Origin of the sequence: Klebsiella sp. OBRC7 (genome assembly GCF_000293135.1) — a bacterium.
Classification (GTDB): Bacteria; Pseudomonadota; Gammaproteobacteria; order Enterobacterales; family Enterobacteriaceae; genus Klebsiella; species Klebsiella michiganensis.
In genome coordinates this window covers 47,291-64,556 of the sequence record NZ_ALNJ01000093.1, presented here as the reverse complement: position 1 = coordinate 64,556, position 17,266 = coordinate 47,291, and the positions used below count along the sequence as shown (strand labels likewise).

15 protein-coding genes are annotated in these 17,266 nt (G+C 54.6%); 13 read left to right on the top strand and 2 right to left on the bottom strand.

The features are described 5' to 3' along the window. Positions 1 to 57: 57 nt before the first annotated feature. The 3 genes from HMPREF1144_RS19635 to HMPREF1144_RS19625 all read left to right on the top strand — a co-directional run bounded on the left by HMPREF1144_RS19635 (position 58) and on the right by HMPREF1144_RS19625 (position 4,059). Entirely contained in the window at positions 58 to 3,114 is a 3,057-nt protein-coding gene (locus tag HMPREF1144_RS19635) for an FAD-binding and (Fe-S)-binding domain-containing protein (protein WP_042928095.1), read from the top strand. Then, the gene (menI, locus tag HMPREF1144_RS19630; protein ID WP_004851764.1) at positions 3,111 to 3,521 is read left to right on the top strand and encodes a 1,4-dihydroxy-2-naphthoyl-CoA hydrolase; all 411 of its coding nucleotides are present in this window, start codon (positions 3,111 to 3,113) and stop codon (positions 3,519 to 3,521) included. Before HMPREF1144_RS19635 ends, menI begins: the two co-directional genes overlap by 4 nt. Positions 3,522 to 3,810: 289 nt before the next feature. Continuing rightward, a complete protein-coding gene (locus HMPREF1144_RS19625; protein ID WP_004851762.1) occupies positions 3,811 to 4,059 on the top strand; it encodes a GlsB/YeaQ/YmgE family stress response membrane protein in 249 nt (82 codons plus the stop codon). Positions 4,060 to 4,591: 532 nt separating this feature from the next. Here the strand turns inward: HMPREF1144_RS19625 and HMPREF1144_RS19620 are convergent. Beyond that, complete coding sequence (locus HMPREF1144_RS19620) at positions 4,592 to 5,221, bottom strand: helix-turn-helix domain-containing protein (RefSeq protein ID WP_004851761.1); 630 nt, start codon at positions 5,219 to 5,221, stop codon at positions 4,592 to 4,594. Positions 5,222 to 5,299: 78 nt separating this feature from the next. Beyond that, on the bottom strand, positions 5,300 to 5,959 hold the full coding sequence (locus tag HMPREF1144_RS19615) for a winged helix-turn-helix transcriptional regulator (protein ID WP_004851758.1): 660 nt from the start codon (positions 5,957 to 5,959) through the stop codon (positions 5,300 to 5,302). 434 nt (positions 5,960 to 6,393) lie between these two features. On the opposite strand from HMPREF1144_RS19615, the gene HMPREF1144_RS19610 reads away from it, so the two are divergent. The 10 genes from HMPREF1144_RS19610 to sufS all read left to right on the top strand — a co-directional run bounded on the left by HMPREF1144_RS19610 (position 6,394) and on the right by sufS (position 17,258). After that, positions 6,394 to 6,924 carry a fimbrial protein gene (locus tag HMPREF1144_RS19610; protein ID WP_004851756.1) on the top strand — a complete coding sequence of 177 codons (531 nt, stop codon included), beginning with the start codon at positions 6,394 to 6,396 and terminating at the stop codon, positions 6,922 to 6,924. A 59-nt stretch (positions 6,925 to 6,983) separates the two neighbouring features. Continuing rightward, a complete protein-coding gene (locus HMPREF1144_RS19605; RefSeq protein ID WP_009653728.1) occupies positions 6,984 to 7,661 on the top strand; it encodes a molecular chaperone in 678 nt (225 codons plus the stop codon). Positions 7,662 to 7,705: 44 nt separating this feature from the next. After that, a complete protein-coding gene (locus tag HMPREF1144_RS19600; RefSeq protein WP_042928093.1) occupies positions 7,706 to 10,243 on the top strand; it encodes a fimbria/pilus outer membrane usher protein in 2,538 nt (845 codons plus the stop codon). 2 nt (positions 10,244 to 10,245) lie between these two features. Then, positions 10,246 to 11,193: a fimbrial protein gene (locus HMPREF1144_RS19595; RefSeq protein ID WP_009653729.1), complete on the top strand. Its 948-nt coding sequence runs from the start codon at positions 10,246 to 10,248 to the stop codon at positions 11,191 to 11,193. 11 nt (positions 11,194 to 11,204) lie between these two features. Continuing rightward, positions 11,205 to 11,717, top strand: coding sequence for a fimbrial protein (locus tag HMPREF1144_RS19590; protein WP_009653715.1), 513 nt, complete (start codon positions 11,205 to 11,207; stop codon positions 11,715 to 11,717). Between the two features lie 444 nt (positions 11,718 to 12,161). Further along, the gene (sufA, locus tag HMPREF1144_RS19585; RefSeq protein ID WP_004119171.1) at positions 12,162 to 12,539 is read left to right on the top strand and encodes a Fe-S cluster assembly scaffold SufA; all 378 of its coding nucleotides are present in this window, start codon (positions 12,162 to 12,164) and stop codon (positions 12,537 to 12,539) included. Between the two features lie 2 nt (positions 12,540 to 12,541). Continuing rightward, entirely contained in the window at positions 12,542 to 14,029 is a 1,488-nt protein-coding gene (gene sufB, locus HMPREF1144_RS19580; RefSeq protein ID WP_009653714.1) for a Fe-S cluster assembly protein SufB, read from the top strand. A 16-nt stretch (positions 14,030 to 14,045) separates the two neighbouring features. After that, a complete protein-coding gene (gene sufC / locus HMPREF1144_RS19575) occupies positions 14,046 to 14,792 on the top strand; it encodes a Fe-S cluster assembly ATPase SufC (protein WP_004851743.1) in 747 nt (248 codons plus the stop codon). Next, the gene (gene sufD / locus HMPREF1144_RS19570) at positions 14,767 to 16,041 is read left to right on the top strand and encodes a Fe-S cluster assembly protein SufD (protein ID WP_004851741.1); all 1,275 of its coding nucleotides are present in this window, start codon (positions 14,767 to 14,769) and stop codon (positions 16,039 to 16,041) included. Before sufC ends, sufD begins: the two co-directional genes overlap by 26 nt. Next, entirely contained in the window at positions 16,038 to 17,258 is a 1,221-nt protein-coding gene (sufS, locus tag HMPREF1144_RS19565; protein WP_009653727.1) for a cysteine desulfurase SufS, read from the top strand. The genes sufD and sufS overlap by 4 nt, the downstream gene beginning before the upstream one ends. The last annotated feature ends 8 nt before the right edge of the window (positions 17,259 to 17,266 follow it).

The window sequence follows — 17,266 nt, the reverse complement described above, 5'->3', positions numbered from 1 at the left end:
CACTACGCAAACGTTTAATCACTTACAACACAACATAGTCAGGCAGGGTCGAGCGTCATGATCCCACAGATTTCTCAAGCGCCAGGTGTCGTTCAACTGGTGCTGAATTTTTTGCAGGTACTGGAGCAACAAGGTTTTACCGGCGATACCGCCACCAGCTACGCCGACAGGCTAACGATGGCGACTGATAACAGTGTATATCAACTGTTGCCAGATGCGATTTTATTCCCCCGCTCCACGGCAGACGTCGCTCTGCTGGCAAGACTGGCGGCGGAAGAACGTTTTAAATCACTGATCTTTACCCCGCGCGGGGGCGGTACCGGCACCAACGGCCAGGCGCTCAACGCCGGGATCATCGTCGATATGTCCCGCTATATGAACCGCATTATTGAAATCAACCCCGAAGAAGGGTGGGTGCGGGTGGAAGCCGGGGTCATTAAAGATCAGCTCAATCAGTTCCTTAAACCGTACGGCTACTTTTTTGCGCCGGAACTGTCGACCAGCAACCGCGCCACGCTTGGCGGGATGATCAACACCGATGCTTCCGGGCAGGGCTCGCTGGTCTACGGGAAAACCTCCGATCACGTGCTCGGCGTGCGCTCGGTGCTGATCGGCGGCGACATTCTGGATACGCAGCCGATTCCGGCGGCGCTGGCTGAAACGCTGGGCGCAGAACAGTCGGCGATTGGGCGTATTTACCGCACGGTCTATCAGCGCTGCAAAGCGCAGCGGCAGCTGGTTATCGATAAATTCCCCAAACTTAACCGCTTCCTGACGGGCTACGATTTACGCCACGTCTTTAATGACGAGATGAGCGAATTCGATCTGACCCGCATCCTGACCGGTTCAGAAGGAACGCTGGCGTTTATTACCGAAGCGCGGCTGGATATTACCCGCTTACCGAAAGTACGCCGCCTGGTTAACGTTAAGTACGATTCCTTTAACTCCGCGCTGCGTAACGCGCCGTTTATGGTAGACGCGAAGGCGCTGTCGGTCGAAACCGTCGACTCAAAAGTGCTTAATCTGGCGCGGGAAGATATTGTCTGGCATTCGGTCAGCGAGCTCATTACCGACGTTGCGGATAAAGAGATGCTGGGGCTGAATATCGTTGAGTTCGCCGGTGATGACGCCGAACTGATCGACGGCCAGGTGACAACCCTGTGCCAGCGCCTGGATGAGCTGATGGCGCGCGGCGAAGCGGGCGTTATCGGCTGGCAGGTTTGCCACGATCTGGACGGCGTTGAGCGCATCTACGCGATGCGGAAAAAAGCCGTTGGCCTGCTGGGGAATGCCAAAGGAGCCGCTAAACCGATACCCTTCGCCGAAGATACCTGCGTGCCGCCGGAGCATCTGGCTGACTATATTGTGGAATTTCGCGCGCTGCTTGACGGTCATGGCCTGAGCTACGGCATGTTTGGCCATGTGGATGCCGGCGTGCTGCACGTGCGTCCGGCGCTGGATATGTGCGATCCGCAGCAAGAGATGCTGATGAAACGCATCTCCGATGACGTCGTAGCCTTAACCGCTAAGTATGGCGGCCTTCTGTGGGGGGAACACGGGAAAGGCTTTCGCGCCGAATATAGCCCGGCGTTCTTTGGGGCAGAACTGTTTGGCGAGCTGCGCAAGATTAAAGCCGCGTTTGACCCGGATAACCGCCTGAACCCCGGTAAAATATGCCCGCCGGAAGGCGTGGATGCGCCAATGATGAAGGTAGATGCGGTTAAGCGCGGGACCTTCGATCGGCAGATCCCCATTGCCGTGCGCAGCTCGTGGCGCGGCGCGATGGAGTGTAATGGCAACGGTCTGTGCTTCAACTTTGATGCCAAAAGCCCGATGTGTCCGTCGATGAAGGTCAGCAACCACCGTATTCACTCGCCGAAGGGGCGGGCAACGCTGGTGCGAGAATGGCTGCGCCTGCTGGCGGATCGCGGCATCGACCCCAATCAGCTGGAAAAAGATCTGCCGGAAAAACGCGCCAGCCTGCGTACCCTGGTGGAGCGCACCCGCAATAGCTGGCACGCGCGTAATGGAGAGTACGATTTCTCGCATGAGGTTAAGGAGGCGATGTCCGGCTGCCTGGCCTGTAAAGCCTGCTCGACCCAGTGCCCGATTAAGATCGACGTTCCGGAGTTCCGGTCGCGTTTCCTCCAGCTTTACCACAGCCGCTACCTGCGGCCGGTACGCGATCATCTGGTGGCGGCGGTTGAATCCTACGCGCCGCTGATGGCGCATGCGCCGAAGACGTTCAACTTCTTTATTAATCAGCCGTGGATGCGCAAGCTGTCGGAAAAGCATATCGGTATGGTCGATCTCCCGCTGCTTTCCGTCCCGTCGCTGAAGCAGCAGATGGTCGGCCATCGTTCGGCGAATACCACGCTGGAGCAGCTGGAAGCGCTGAGCGCAGAGCAGAAAGCGAAAAGGGTGCTGGTGGTTCAGGATCCGTTCACCAGCTATTACGATGCGCAGGTGGTTGCCGATTTTGTTCATCTGGTCGAAAAGCTAGGCTACCAGCCGGTACTGCTGCCATTTTCACCAAACGGTAAAGCCCAGCATATTAAGGGCTTCCTGACGCGATTCGCGCGTACCGCGCAGAAAACCGCCGATTTCCTGAACCGGGTGGCCCAACTCGGCATGCCGATGGTGGGGGTGGATCCGGCGCTGGTGCTCTGCTATCGCGATGAATACAACCAGGTGCTCGGCGACAAGCGCGGCGACTTCCGCGTGATGCTGGTGCATGAGTGGCTGCCGCAGGCGCTGTCGGCAACCGCTGCGCAGGAGCAGGGCGGCGAGTCCTGGTATCTGTTTGGCCACTGTACCGAGGTCACGGCGCTTCCCGCTTCCACCAAACAGTGGGCGGATATCTTCGCGCGTTTTGGCGCGAAGCTGGAAAACGTTAACGTGGGCTGCTGCGGCATGGCCGGTACCTACGGTCATGAAGTGAAGAACCACGCCAACTCGCTGGCTATCTACGCGCTCTCCTGGGAGCAGGCGATGCAGCGCCTGCCGCGTAATCGTTGTCTGGTTACCGGCTACTCCTGTCGTAGCCAGGTGAAGCGTATTGAAGGCAGCGGCGTACGCCATCCGCTGCAGGCGCTACTGGAGATTATGGGATGATTTGGAAACGTCAGAGCACCCTGGAACAGCTGAACACCATGGGCGACGGGAATATGGTCGGCCTGCTGGATATTCGCTTCGAGGCCCTTACCGACGACGCCATCGAGGCCACCATGCCGGTAGATAGCCGCACCCATCAGCCGTTTGGGCTGCTGCATGGCGGCGCGTCGGTGGTGTTAGCGGAAACCTTAGGCTCGGTGGCCGGCTATCTGTGCAGCGAAGGTGAGCAGAAGGTGGTGGGGCTGGAGGTCAATGCCAACCATATCCGTTCGGTGCGCAGCGGGAGGGTTCGCGGCGTGTGCCGGGCGCTGCACGTCGGCTCCCGTCATCAGGTGTGGCAAATCGACATCACTGATGAACAGGGGCGCCTTTGCTGTTCGTCGCGGCTGACAACCGCAGTCATCTAAGTTAGCAAGGGGGGAAATGTCCCCCTTGCTGCTTTTGTATTCCGCTTCCAGTTTCACTTTTAATAAGAAAAATCCTGGCTTATCGCTGCCTCTCCCGAGGTTTTAATTATCCGCGACGCGATACTTCCGCCTGCTGATTATTTGTGCGGTACGCGTTCAGGGCGTAGACCATTATCTTCGTGCTGACAAGTATATGTATATTAAATATTAATTTATGAAACATCATTAATATTTATGCTAATCTTTCTATACCAGAGATTTACAAGGTAACAAGAGGACGGAGTTAGCTATGGGTATCATTTCATGGATCATTTTTGGGCTTATTGCCGGTATTTTAGCCAAGTGGATTATGCCGGGGAAAGACGGCGGCGGATTTATCGTTACCGTAATTCTGGGTGTCATCGGTGCAGTTGTCGGGGGTTGGATTAGTACTTTCTTCGGCTTTGGCCGTGTAGACGGTTTTAATTTCGGCAGCTTTGTCGTGGCGGTGATCGGTGCGCTGGTTGTCCTGTTTATCTACAGGAAGATCAAGAGCTAACTCGCTCTTCGCATCAGCAATGCCATAAAGTGAAGAGGCTGCCACCATCGTTGGCAGCCTTTTTATATTCGCACTATGCCCGACAGGGCAATATCGCCTCTCTGAACGCTTATCCCGGAATACGCTGGCAGGTCAGGCCGCGCGGGGGAACGGTACGATTTCGATTCGGATCGGGTTCGTAGCGAATAGGCTGGCCTTTCCGGCGACGGCGAGGCGTACTGATTTTACGGGGGAAGAGGTTAATCGAGCAACACGCTAATAATTAACAACACGACCATACACATCGACATAACATCTGTTTCTATATCCATAATCCAGTACTACACAGGTTCCCGAACGGTCGCCATGGCGACATTGCATAAAAGATGAAGGAAATTTAGCAGCGCATTCTACATGAGCCAGTCAGCAGTGAATAAATCTTTATTTCTGTGAAATGACAATACTTATAATGAAAACGAATAGAATTTGTTGCATGAATGCATTCAGGCGCGCAGGCCGGACCGCGAAAGAGCCGAAAGCCCAATCCGCATAATCAGTACTTAGCAGGAAGTTTGTTGATTTTTATGAGTTTTCCCTCTTCCATTTCGATAAAACCGCCGGTTTTCAGAGCGGCCAGAATACGCATTACGCCGCTGCGGGAAAGCCGGGTTTTCTCTCTGATATATTTTTCCGCCGTCACGCTGTGGCGATAATCCACTTCTTCCTCCATGAGTTTGATCAGCTGCTGGCGAATCATCTCGTATGCCGTTGGCGTGCCCTGGGGCATGACGTTATGATAGAGGCGGTTATAGACAAACATCAGTTGTTTAGAGAGCAGTCCCCATAGCGCCTTCTCTTTAATGATTTCCTCGACGCGACGGGCCGTGAGTACGCCAATCTGACACGGCGTGACGGTTTTAAAATAGTCATCAAAGTAAATATCCGTCAGGTTAGCGAGGCCGAAAAGAGCGGGACTGAGCGCCGTGGAAAGCATCATGTTGTCACTTCTTCGGTATATCGCTATCGTCCCCTCAAGAAGGAGATAACACATCCCTTGACCGTTAACCTGAAGATCAAACTGCTCGCCGCGGCCCGTTCGGTACGTCGTGCAGTAGGGCTGCAAATGAGAAATAAATTCCTGTGCGTAAGGGGAGCCGCGGAAGGGTTGATTAGCCGATGACATAGTCAGAACATCCTTAAGGAGATCGGAATTATTATAACCTCACGCGTATCTCTTGCCACTCCGAAGATACATGAACAATCAATACTTTCGCGGCAGGTGGTGGATGTCAATCAGCACTCCGCGCTCCATGGTAATGTATTTACCCGTTCGTAGCTCTGCGAGGATGCGCATAACGCCGCTGCGGGAAAGATAGGTTCGACTTTTGATATAGGCCGCCGCGGTGATATTTTGCCGGATAGCTTCGGGCTCTTGCATTAATTCAACAAGTTGAAAACGGATAATATCATAGGCGGACATTTGTGATATCTGGGAGCAGTGCTCATAAACCCGCGATGCGGTATAGATCAGCAGCTTTGAAAAATGCTCCCATAAATTCTGTTGCGCTACCACGCGATTAAACGTTTCCAGCGAAACGGCCGCAATTTCCGACGTTTCCAGTACCCTGACGTAAAGACGTTCAGAAGAAAACTGACTACATACGCCGAGAAGAAAGGGCGATGACTCTGAGTTTAAAACAATACCGTCCCCGCGACGATGCAGCGCGACGCTGCCCTGGATAAGTAAAAAACACTGACGAACGTCATTATCGTAATAATGAACAATGTCTCCTTTCGAGACTATTCGCCTCTCGGCGTACGGCAGGACATTATCAATTAATTTCTCAATGTGCTTAAAGGGTTTTATCTCAAGTACTTCTGCTGGCTCGTTGCCGAGTTCAGGAATAATTCTCGTATTCATAAGATACCTCACTAACTTATGCGATCGTTTTTTTGATCGATGTTGGGAATTATCTTAAAAAACAGCATGTCAGGGAACATTCGCGCCGGGTCTAATAATAGACCCGGGTGGGTTATGTATGTAATTTATTGATTTTATTTATTTTATACCACGAGTCCAAAAGTAGACCGGGGTTTGTGTGATTAAGTAATATCTCAATTTGAATGTTTTATTTTTGTTAATTTCGAGTCTACATTTAGACCGCGAAATAGATTGTGCGCTGAAAAAATGTTGTATAAATTTTGTCTCGTCGGCAGGGGTAATCCGGTTTTAATAAAATGAAACGGTGGTGTGATATATGCCACTGATTCCCGGCAATATATTAAAGCAATGGCAAAATGCGTTTATTAAATATTTTGCCTGAATGTAAATAAAATAAAACAGGATGTATCGTTATGAAAAAGAAAATTGTTATTGCGATGCTTGCAGCAGGTTCTGCATTATCAATGACTCAGGCTTTCGCAGCAGCGGGTACCGTTAATTTTAATGGCAATATTTTAGATGCCGCCTGCGATATCGATGTCGCGTCAAAGGACCAGGTGGTTGTTTTGGGCGATTATTATAAAACTGAATTTCCAGCGGCCGGTTCGAGAACCGCTGCGACGAAATTCGATATTATTTTGAAGAACTGTCCGGTGACGGTTACCAATGCCAAGGTCCGCTTTGATGGTACGCCTGATTTAAGCAACGCCAGCCTGCTGGCCATTGACTCGTCGGTCGCTGGCGCAGCAACCGGTGTCGCGATTAATCTGATGACGGCGGATAAAGCCGATCTGCCTCTGCACGGCAGCAACGGTTACTCCTACCCGCTCAGCAGCACCGCTGATAATACGCTGAATTTCTATGCTCAGTATGTGTCGACCACTTCGACGGTGGTTGCCGGCCCAGCTAACTCGGTGGCGAATTTCTCCGTAGTTTACAACTAAGTCTTTTGCAGTAATCAGTAGGGGGGCCGGCCCGGCCCCTTTGTTTTAAGAGGTATTAAATGCGTTTTATCAGAACAATTGGCCTGGCGATAACAATGTTTACGCTGGTGCAGGCAACCGCCACTGCCGGGGTAATTATTGGCGGCACGCGGATCATTTTCGATGGTGCAAAAAAAGAAGCGTCAATCAGCGTTAATAATCCTGATGCGACGCCTTATTTAATTCAGTCATGGATAGATGAGCAGGAAGGGGGTTCTGGTAAAGCACCTTTTATTATTACACCACCGATGTATCGCCTCGACAGCGGACAAAAGAATATTGAACGAATTGTCGCGACAGGTTCACTGCCTCAAACGCAAGAAAGTTTATTTTGGGTGAATATTAAAGCGATTCCCTCAGCATCAAAGCAGATGAACTCCCTGCAAATTGCTGTAAAAACGCGTATCAAGCTGATTTATCGTCCCGCTACGCTTCGTGCCTCAGCGCCGGAGGAACAGGCGAATAAACTCACCTGGCAAAGAAGCGGCAATGAACTTCAGGTTAATAACCCAACGGCTTACGTCATTAATTTCAATGAAATTACCGTGGGAGGAAAAATGCTTGCCCAGGTGACCTACGTCATGCCGGGGTCGACCGCCCGATTCCGCTTGCCGGACGGGGCCTCCGGCAATGCCCTGACTTTTAAAATCATTAATGACTACGGTAGCCCCGGTCCGTCACATCAAGCCAGTTTGTAATCTCTGAGTAAATGGCAAAACCAGCGTTAAATAGGTTAATAGCGATGATAATAAAAAATAATAAGTTGCGACCTGCTCGCCTGGCTACGCTTATCGCCATAGTGTTGACCGGTTTCTCTACGGAACTGTATGCCAGTGATTCGTTTAATACGGCCCTGGTAGAGCTGGATAATCCCGGCGTGGGCAAAGCGGATTTATCGGCTTTTGAATCGGGCTCTCAGGCGCCGGGAACATACCATGTGGATATTATTCTTGATGATCAGTTAATGGACACCCGGGATATTCCTTTTGCGATGGCAAAGACCGGGGGTGGCAATGAGGTATTACAGCCCTGTCTGAGCGTGGAACAATTAAAACAGTGGGGAGTGAAAACCGAACTTTTTCCCCAGCTGTCGGTAGAAAATAGTGATTGCGCCCATCTCCAGGCTATTCCACAGGCCAGCGCTGATTTTCAGTTTGGCGCCCAGCGGCTGGTCATCAGTATTCCCCAGGCGGCGATCGACCTGCCTGCGAGGGACTATGTACCGCCAGAAATGTGGGATGATGGGATTACAGCGGCATTGCTCAATTACAGCCTGAGCGGGGCGAACACTCGGGCGAAAACGGGCCAGGGCGCCGGGAGCGACAGCCAGTATGCGAACCTGCGTCCGGGGATCAATATCGGACCGTGGCGTTTTCGCAACTATACCACCTGGTCACGGGAGTCCTCCGGTCAGGATAAATGGGACACCGTTTATACCTACGCGCAGCGGGCCGTTATTCCTCTGAAAGCCCAGCTTACCGTTGGCGACAGCTCCGCGCCTGCCGACGTGTTCGACAGTATGCCTTTTCGCGGCGGCCAGCTGGCATCCGACGACGATATGCTGCCGGATTCTCTTAAGGGCTATGCGCCCGTGGTACGCGGCATCGCCCGAACCAATGCGCAGGTCGTGGTGCGCCAGAACGGCTACCAGATCTACCAAAGCTACGTTGCGCCGGGCGCCTTTGAAATTACGGATATGTATCCTACCGGTGGGGCAGGCGATCTCGACGTGACGATTAAAGAAGCCGATGGCAGCGAACAGCACTTCACGTTGCCCTACGCCTCGCTGCCGGTACTGCAGCGGGAAGGCCGATTCAAATACGCCATCACCGGCGGGCAGTATCGTTCATATAACAGCAGCGTGGATAAAACTCCTTTCGGGCAGGCTACCGCCATTTATGGTCTGCAGCGGGGTGTTACCCTCTATGGCGGCCTGCAGGAGTCAAGCAAATATCAGTCTCTGGCATTCGGCGTGGGTAAAAATATGGGGGCGTTAGGCGCTATCTCCACGGATGTCACGCAGGCCTGGTCAACGCCGGATAAAACGGAAAAATCGCGCGGCCAATCCTGGCGAGCGCGATACAGCAAAAACTTCATTGATACCGGGACCAACTTTTCCATTGCGGGATACCGCTATTCCACCAGTGGCTATTACGGGATGCAGGAAGTTCTGGATTCATATGGAGACAGCAGCGCGCTGCAGGACCGCAGGCGTAACCGCGCGGAACTGACGATGAGCCAGACGCTGAGCCGCGAACTGGGATCGCTAACCCTCAGCGCGGCGAGGGAAGATTACTGGAACTCCGCCAGGTCGATGGCTTCCTGGAGCGTCGGATACAACAACTACTGGCGCAATATCAGCTACGGCCTGACCTGGACATACAGCAAAAATGGCAGCGCGACGTCAAACGACAGCGCGAATAACAGCGGCCACGACCAGCTGCTGGCGTTTAACGTCAGCGTACCGTTGGATAAATTCCTCCCGCAAACGTGGGCCAGCTATGGCATGAACGCCAGCAAGAATGGTGGAACGACGCATAATATCGGCATGAACGGGGTCGCGCTGGAGAACAACTCGCTGAACTGGAACGTCCAGCAGGGTTACGGTACGGATGGTGTGGGTTACACCGGCAATATGAACGGTGACTATAAAGGGACGTACGGCGAAGTGACGGCGGGGTATAGCTACGACAAAAACAGCGAGCGGCTTAATTATGGTCTGCAGGGGGGCGTTATCGCCCACGCCGATGGTATCACGCTTTCCCAACCGCTCGGTGAAACCAATGCCCTGATAAAAGCCCCCGGCGCACACGGCGTGAATATTCGCAACCAACCCGGCGCGCGCACGGACTACCGGGGATATACGGTAGTCAGCAATATTTCCGTCTATCGAAAAAATGACCTGACGCTCGATCCGCAAAATATGCCTGAGGACGTAGAGCTGGAGATAAACACCGACACGGTTACCCCGACGCGAGGCGCGGTGGTGCGCGCCGATTATCTTTCCAAAGTGGGGCGCAGGGTCCTGATGACCTTAACCGACAATAACCGCTTCGTGCCGTTTGGGGCGGTGGTGACGCTTGCGGATGATAATAAGAGCAGCTTTATCGTTGGCGATCGCGGCCAGGTTTTTTTAAGCGGAATGCGCGAGCAGGGGGCGATCGTCGTCACGTGGGGCCGCCAGTCCAGCCAACAGTGCCGTGCTGATTTCAGCCTGCCGAAACAATCAACCTACGCTGGAATAACAGAAGTTAGCGCCAGTTGTCATCAGGAACGTTAAACATGAGATTGATTTATTCTGTTATTTTGCTCGGCTTATTGGCCGGATGGAATAGTGCGCGTGCCGGAACCTGCACCACCATTACCCCGCAGAACTCCACTGTATCCGTGGGAACGATTACCGTACCGCGTGACGCACCGGTCGGGACCGTTATTTTTTCGGGGGGCGGGACATTTACGGGCTCTTACCTTTCCGGCTGTACTAACCCACTCATGCTGGGTTTCAGCATGCGATATAATAATGCGACGCTGAGCAGCTACGGTAATCACGTTTACAACACTAATATTAGCGGTATTGGTATTCGTTTTTCATCAAACGCTTATTTTGAAAGTCCGAGTAATATATTTTCCTATAACGCACAGACCTCTTATGTCGACTGGTACGGCGGCAACATACAGCTGGTGGTCACCGGGCCGGTATCATCAGGCGCATTAACGCCGGGAACGATCGGGGTGGTGACGCTCCAGGGCAGCGACGGCGTCTATCGTGATGGCCTGACCGCAACGCTGACCGATGGGACAATCAACGCCCTGGCCTGCAGTATCACTACGCCTCAGTTGAACTTCATCATTGGCGATATTCCCGCTTCAACGTTCGGCTCGACGGTAGGCACCACGCCCGCTGGCGCGCAGAATACGCAAGATCTGGGGTTAAGCTGCAACGCCGGCACCAATATCACCGTTTCGCTGAGCGGCGTACAAAATCCCGATAGCGCCAACCCCAGCGTAATGGCATTAACGGGGCAGGGCAGCGCCGGGACGGCAAAAGGCGTCGGCGTGCAGCTTTTATATAATGGCGCGCCGCTGGCCATCAATAGCCCGCTGTTATTAAAACGGTCATCGGGCGGGCAAGAAACGCTGCCGTTGACGGCCCGTTATTATCAGACCTTAACTTCCGTTGAGTCAGGCTCGGCAAATGCGACCGCCACGCTTAATTTGACGTACCAGTAACGGGTGAAAAAATGAAAATACGCCATAAAAAATTGCTTATTCTGACGTTACTGTGCTGGAACGTTTTTTCTGCCGACAGCGTGACGATGGGGGTGACGGGAAATATTGTCGCCTCGCCCTGTATATTCAATGGGGGAAACAGCAACCTCGATGTCAATCTGGGCGATATTCAGGCAACCAACATGGCCACACCCGGGTCATCCTCCGACCCGGTTCCCTTTAACCTGCTGTTTACCAACTGTCCGGCGGGAACGCGCAGCGTAACGGCCTCCTTCATCGGTACTCCCGATCCGCTTGCCGGTCCTGACTATTATCTGAATAGCGGTACGGCAACCAACGTGGCGGTAGCGATGAGCGAAGCAGGCAGCGGTGTGCTAAAGGGAACGGGTTCCAGCATCACCCACAATATCGCGGCTGACAGAACCGCAACCCTGGCTATGCAGGCCTCGGTAAAATCGGTGTCAGGCGGTGCGACGCCCGGAAGCGTGAGTGCCGTTGTGGTCATGACGCTGCAGTACAATTAAACGGGCATCCGTTTAGCGATACGCGGTAGCGCCTTGATCGGCGCCATGGCGCTGCCCTTTTAATGTTCGTGGTTATTGCGGTCTTTTTGGCTCATAGCCGGGGAAGATAACGTCCGCCGTTTCTCCTTTTTACCCGCAGTATGTGATTGTGACTCTTTTGCCCTTCACGGTGGGTTCTACGCAACGCAAATTCGCTATCTCAAAAATAGGTATTTCCGATGCATATTTTAACTTTCCTGCAATTTCTACCTTTCTGTCACTGAAATGCATTATTAATCAATGCATTGAACAATTTATTCCATCTCCGATATCTCTTCTGTCAGGGTCTATGCTTATAAAAAGCACTGAATGGGGAAATACCCCTTCTCTGGATGGGTTGAAGTGATAATCATTATCACTAACATAGCGATATGGCCCGATGGCGTCAACCTATGAGGTAGAGCGATGAATTCACATGCAGGAACTTTCAATCCCGAAGATTTTAGCTGGCGTGGGCTGGTCATGACCCCAGCCGCCGCCGCCCATATTCGCGATCTGGTCCGCAAACAGCCGGATATGCAGGGGCTGCGGCTTGGCGTTAAAACCAGCGGCTGCGCCGGCTTTGGCTACGTTCTCGAGCTAATTGCTGAACCGGCGAAAGACGATCTGTTATTTGAGCGCGATGGCGCGAAGCTGTGGGCGCCGCTGCAGGCGATGCCGTTTATCGATGGCACCGAGCTCGATTACGTTCGCGAAGGCTTAAATCAAATCTTCAAATTTCATAACCCTAAAGCCCAGCACGAATGCGGCTGCGGCGAAAGTTTTGGCGTTCAGGCGGAGTAACTATGTCTCGTAATACTGAAGCAACTGACGATGTCAAAACCTGGAGCGGCGGTCCACTCAACTATAAAGAGGGCTTTTTCACTCGGCTACGGACCGATGAGCTGGCGAAAGGCATAAATGAAGAGGTGGTCAGGGCAATTTCTGCGCGCCGCAATGAGCCAGAATGGATGCTGGAGTTTCGACTGAACGCGTTTAAGGCCTGGCAGGCGATGGAAGAGCCGCACTGGCTGAAGGCGCACTACGACAAGCTGAACTATCAGGATTACAGCTATTATTCAGCGCCCTCCTGCGGCAACTGCGATGACACCTGCGCCTCTGAGCCCGGCGCGCTGCAGCAAACGGGGTCCAGCGCGTTTCTGACCAGCGAAGTCGAAGAGGCGTTTAACCTTCTCGGCGTGCCGGTGCGGGAAGGACGGGAAGTGGCCGTCGACGCCATTTTTGACTCGGTTTCGGTGGCGACCACCTATCGCGAAAAGCTGGCGGAACAGGGGATTATTTTCTGTTCCTTCGGCGAAGCGATCCACGATCACCCGGAACTGGTGAAGAAATACCTCGGCACCGTGGTGCCGGGCAACGACAACTTCTTTGCCGCCCTCAACGCGGCGGTGGCGTCCGACGGCACCTTTATCTATGTGCCCAAAGGCGTACGCTGCCCAATGGAGCTGTCGACCTATTTCCGCATCAACGCGGAAAAAACCGGCCAGTTCGAACGCACCATTCTGGTCGCTGACGAAGGCAGCTACGTGAGCTATATCGAAGGCTGTTCGGCGCCGGTACGCGATAGCTACCAGCTGCACGCGGCGGTGGTCGAGGTGATTATTCATAAAGACGCCGAGGTGAAGTACTCCACGGTGCAAAACTGGTTCCCCGGCGACAACAATACCGGCGGGATCCTCAACTTCGTCACCAAGCGCGCCCTGTGCGAAGGCGAGAACAGCAAAATGTCGTGGACCCAGTCGGAAACGGGCTCGGCGATCACCTGGAAGTATCCGAGCTGCATTCTGCGCGGGGATAACTCCATCGGCGAGTTCTTCTCGGTGGCGCTGACCAGCGGCCATCAGCAGGCGGACACCGGCACCAAGATGATCCATATCGGCAAAAATACCCGTTCGACGATTATCTCGAAGGGCATTTCCGCCGGCCATAGCCAGAACAGCTATCGCGGTCTGGTCAAAATCATGCCGACGGCAACCAACGCGCGCAACTTCACCCAGTGTGACTCCATGCTGATTGGCCCGGACAGCGGGGCGCATACCTTCCCGTACGTGGAATGCCGCAACAACAGCGCGCAGCTGGAGCACGAAGCGACCACCTCCCGTATCGGCGAAGATCAGCTCTTCTACTGCCTGCAGCGCGGAATCAGCGAAGACGATGCGATTTCGATGATCGTCAACGGTTTCTGTAAAGACGTCTTCTCAGAGCTGCCGCTGGAGTTTGCCGTAGAAGCGCAAAAATTACTGGCAATTAGCCTTGAACACAGCGTCGGCTGATAACAAAGGAAATAAGATGTTAAGTATAAAAAATTTGCAGGTCGCCGTTGAAGACAAAGCGATCCTGCGCGGGCTGGATCTGGAGGTTCGCCCCGGTGAAGTGCACGCCATTATGGGCCCGAACGGATCCGGGAAAAGTACGCTCTCCGCTACGCTGGCCGGACGTGAAGACTATGAAGTGACCGGCGGCAGCGTGGCGTTTAAAGGCAAAGATTTACTGGAACTCTCCCCTGAAGATCGCGCCGGTGAAGGCATCTTCATGGCCTTCCAGTATCCGGTGGAAATTCCCGGCGTCAGCAATCAGTTTTTCCTGCAAACCGCTCTCAACGCCGTGCGCAGCTATCGTGGCCAGGAGCAGCTTGACCGTTTTGACTTCCAGGACCTGATGGAAGACAAAATTAAGCTGCTGAAGATGCCGGAGGATCTGCTGACCCGCTCGGTTAACGTCGGCTTCTCCGGCGGCGAGAAAAAGCGCAACGATATCCTGCAGATGGCGGTGCTGGAACCGGAGCTGTGCATCCTGGATGAGTCCGATTCCGGGCTGGATATCGACGCGCTGAAGATTGTCTCTGACGGCGTCAACTCCCTGCGCGACGGCAAGCGTTCATTTATTATCGTCACCCACTATCAGCGCATTCTCGATTATATCAAGCCGGATTACGTCCACGTGCTGTACCAGGGGCGAATCGTCAAATCCGGCGATTTTACTCTGGTCAAACAACTGGAGGAGCAGGGCTATGGCTGGCTTACCGAACAGCAGTAACGCGCTGCAGCAGTGGCACCATCTGTTTGAGTCCCAAAGCGGGCAGCGCAGCCCGCAGGCGCATCAGCACCTGCAACAGCTGCTGCGCCTGGGGTTGCCAACGCGTAAACACGAAAACTGGAAATATACCCCGCTGGACACGCTACTGAATCAGACCTTTGTCGCCGCTCAGCCGCAGACGCTGACGGCGGCCCGGCGCGACGAACTGGCGCTAACGGTAGAGGCATGGCGACTGGTGTTTGTCGACGGTCAGTTTAGCGCGAGCCTGAGTGACGATCTGGCCGCCAGCGGCTATGAAGTGCAGGTGGATAACGAGCGTCAGCAGCTGCCTGACGCCGTTCAGCCCGAAGTCTTTCTGCATTTGACCGAAAGCCTGGCGACCACCGTTACCCATATTCGGGTCAGGCGCAACCAGCACCCGGATAAACCGCTGCTGATTATGCACCTGACGCGTGGGCTGGCAAGCGATGAAATGAACACCGCCCACTATCGCCACCATCTGGCGCTGGAGAGCGGCGCGCAGGCGACCATCATCGAACACTATCTGAGCCTTAACGATGAGCGCCACTTTACCGGCGCAAGGCTGACGATGACCGTGGCGGATAACGCCCACCTGCAGCATATCAAGCTGGCGTTTGAGAACGCGCAAAGCTACCACTTTGCCCATAACGACCTGGCGCTCGGGCGCGACGCCTCCGCTTTCAGCAGCAGTTTTCTGCTCGGTAGCTCGGTGCTGCGCCACCACACCAGCACGCAGTTGAAGGGGGAAAACAGCACCCTGCGGATTAACTCGCTGGCGATGCCGGTCAACGGCGAAGTCTGCGACAGTCGCACCTGGCTCGATCATCAGGTCGGGTACTGTAACAGCCGCCAGCTGCATAAAACCATCGTCAACGACAAAGGGCGGGCGGTGTTTAACGGCCTGATTAACGTCGCGCCGCATGCGATCAAAACCGATGGCCAGATGACCAACAACAACCTGCTGCTGGGCCGCTTATCGGAAGTGGATACCAAACCGCAGCTGGAGATTTACGCTGACGACGTGAAGTGCAGCCACGGGGCGACCATCGGGCGTATTGATGACGAACAGCTATTTTATCTGCGCTCACGCGGCATTACGCAGCAGGCGGCGCAGCAGATGATTCTTTACGCCTTTGCCGCTGAGCTCACGGAAGCGATCGACGATGAGGCGCTCAGGCAGCAGATACTGGCGCGTATTGGCCAGCGTTTGCCGGGAGGTAAGGCATGACATTTTCTGTGGAACGCGTGCGCGCGGATTTCCCGCTTCTCAATCGCGAGGTTAATGGCCAGCCGCTGGCCTATCTCGACAGCGCCGCCAGCGCGCAGAAGCCGGAAGCGGTGATTAACGCCGAGGCGGAATTTTACCGCCACGGCTATGCGGCGGTGCATCGCGGCATTCATACCCTCAGCGCGGAAGCCACGGCGAGCATGGAGCAGGTGCGCCAGCGGGCGGCGACGTTCCTCAACGCCCGCTCGGCGGAGGAGCTGGTGTTTGTTCGCGGCACTACGGAAGGCATTAACCTCGTGGCGAACAGCTGGGGAAACGCCAACGTCGGCGCGGGCGACAACATCATCGTCAGCGCGATGGAGCATCACGCCAATATCGTGCCGTGGCAGATGCTGTGCGCCAGAGTGGGGGCGCAGCTGCGGGTGATCCCGCTGAACCAGGACGGTACGCTGCAGCTGGATGCGATCCCCGGCCTGTTGGACGAGCGCACCCGCCTGCTGGCCATTACCCAGGTATCGAACGTGCTGGGAACCGAAAATCCCATCGCCGCTCTGACGGCGTTGGCCCATCAGTACGGCGCCAAAGTGCTGGTGGACGGCGCGCAGGCGGTGATGCACCATCCGGTGGATGTGCAGGCGCTGGAGTGCGACTTTTACGCCTTCTCCGCCCACAAGCTGTACGGTCCCACCGGCATCGGCGTGCTCTACGTCAAGCAGGACATTTTGCAGGAGATGGCGCCGTGGGAAGGGGGCGGGTCGATGATCGCCACGGTCAGCCTGACGGAAGGCACGACCTGGGCAAAAGCGCCGTGGCGCTTCGAGGCGGGAACGCCGAATACCGGCGGCATCATCGGGCTGGGCGCGGCGCTGGATTACGTCAGCGCGCTGGGGCTGACGCACATCGCGGAATATGAACAGACCCTGATGCGCTACGCGCTGCAGGCGCTGGAGAGCGTGGCGGATTTAACCCTTTACGGCCCGCCAGATCGCCTGGGAGCGATCGCCTTTAATCTCGGCAAACATCATGCTTATGATGTCGGCAGCTTCCTCGATAACTACGGTATTGCGGTGCGGACCGGGCACCACTGCGCCATGCCGCTGATGGCGTTCTACGGCGTGCCGGCCATGTGTCGGGCATCGCTGGCGATGTACAATACGACGGAGGAGGTGGACCGACTGGTGGCGGGGCTACAGCGGATCCACAAATTATTAAGCTAAAGGAAGCA

Coding starts and splice junctions, on each gene's coding strand:
- HMPREF1144_RS19605 (WP_009653728.1), top strand. CDS start 6,984: ATGCGTTTTATCAGAACAATTGGCCTGGCGATAACAATGTTTACGCTG.
- HMPREF1144_RS19615 (WP_004851758.1), bottom strand. CDS start 5,959: ATGAATACGAGAATTATTCCTGAACTCGGCAACGAGCCAGCAGAAGTA.
- HMPREF1144_RS19595 (WP_009653729.1), top strand. CDS start 10,246: ATGAGATTGATTTATTCTGTTATTTTGCTCGGCTTATTGGCCGGATGG.
- HMPREF1144_RS19620 (WP_004851761.1), bottom strand. CDS start 5,221: ATGTCATCGGCTAATCAACCCTTCCGCGGCTCCCCTTACGCACAGGAA.
- HMPREF1144_RS19635 (WP_042928095.1), top strand. CDS start 58: ATGATCCCACAGATTTCTCAAGCGCCAGGTGTCGTTCAACTGGTGCTG.
- sufA (WP_004119171.1), top strand. CDS start 12,162: ATGAATTCACATGCAGGAACTTTCAATCCCGAAGATTTTAGCTGGCGT.
- sufB (WP_009653714.1), top strand. CDS start 12,542: ATGTCTCGTAATACTGAAGCAACTGACGATGTCAAAACCTGGAGCGGC.
- HMPREF1144_RS19590 (WP_009653715.1), top strand. CDS start 11,205: ATGAAAATACGCCATAAAAAATTGCTTATTCTGACGTTACTGTGCTGG.
- HMPREF1144_RS19625 (WP_004851762.1), top strand. CDS start 3,811: ATGGGTATCATTTCATGGATCATTTTTGGGCTTATTGCCGGTATTTTA.
- HMPREF1144_RS19600 (WP_042928093.1), top strand. CDS start 7,706: ATGATAATAAAAAATAATAAGTTGCGACCTGCTCGCCTGGCTACGCTT.
- menI (WP_004851764.1), top strand. CDS start 3,111: ATGATTTGGAAACGTCAGAGCACCCTGGAACAGCTGAACACCATGGGC.
- HMPREF1144_RS19610 (WP_004851756.1), top strand. CDS start 6,394: ATGAAAAAGAAAATTGTTATTGCGATGCTTGCAGCAGGTTCTGCATTA.
- sufC (WP_004851743.1), top strand. CDS start 14,046: ATGTTAAGTATAAAAAATTTGCAGGTCGCCGTTGAAGACAAAGCGATC.
- sufS (WP_009653727.1), top strand. CDS start 16,038: ATGACATTTTCTGTGGAACGCGTGCGCGCGGATTTCCCGCTTCTCAAT.
- sufD (WP_004851741.1), top strand. CDS start 14,767: ATGGCTGGCTTACCGAACAGCAGTAACGCGCTGCAGCAGTGGCACCAT.